The sequence below is a fragment of the Mycobacterium sp. NGS54 genome (genome assembly GCF_059812465.1).
In genome coordinates this window covers 1-703 of record NZ_JCALCS010000023.1, presented here as the reverse complement: position 1 = coordinate 703, position 703 = coordinate 1, and the positions used below count along the sequence as shown (strand labels likewise).

Annotated in this window: 1 protein-coding gene; it reads left to right on the top strand. The window is 69.0% G+C overall.

The genetic code is table 11. From position 1 onward, the window contains the following. A partial coding sequence (locus tag AC5Y5E_RS30360) for a ketoacyl-synthetase C-terminal extension domain-containing protein (RefSeq protein WP_499907719.1) occupies nucleotides 1–703 on the top strand: 703 nt, incomplete at both ends.

The following is a 703-nucleotide window of genomic DNA, read 5'->3' as shown; positions in this document are numbered from 1 at the left end:
GGATGTGGTCGAGGCGCACGGTACCGGCACGACGTTGGGGGATCCGATCGAGGCGGGTGCGTTGATCGCGACTTATGGGGCGGCGCGCAGCGCGGAGCGTCCGTTGTGGGTGGGGTCGATCAAGTCGAACATCGGTCATACCCAGGCGGCGGCGGGGGTGGCGGGGTTGATCAAGATGATCGAGGCGCTCAATCACGACAGTTTGCCGCCGACGTTGAACGTGGATCGGCCCAGCCCGCATGTGGATTGGTCGGCGGGTACGGTGCGGCTGCTCACCGAACCGGTGCCGTGGCCGGTCACCGATCATCCCCGCACGGCGGCGGTGTCGTCGTTCGGGATCAGCGGCACCAACGCCCACGTGATCCTGCAACAGGCCCCCGTCGCGCCGGTTGAGCAGGCCGAAGAACCCGCTGAGGGTGTGGAGTTCGGGTTGCGGGTGTGGCCGGTGTCGGCGCGCACGCCGGCGGCGGTGCGCGCGCAGGCCGACCGGCTGCACCAGCACCTGCTCGGTCACCCGGAGCTGGATCTCGCCGACGTGGCCTACAGTCTGGCCACCACCCGTGCCCATCACCCGTATCGGGCGGTGATCACGGCCGCGCCGGAGGGTGTTGACGCGCGCGAGGATCTGTTGGCCGCGTTGGATGCGCTGCGCGAAGGGCACCCGCACCCGCGGCTGATACAGCATCATTTCCTGACCCATCTG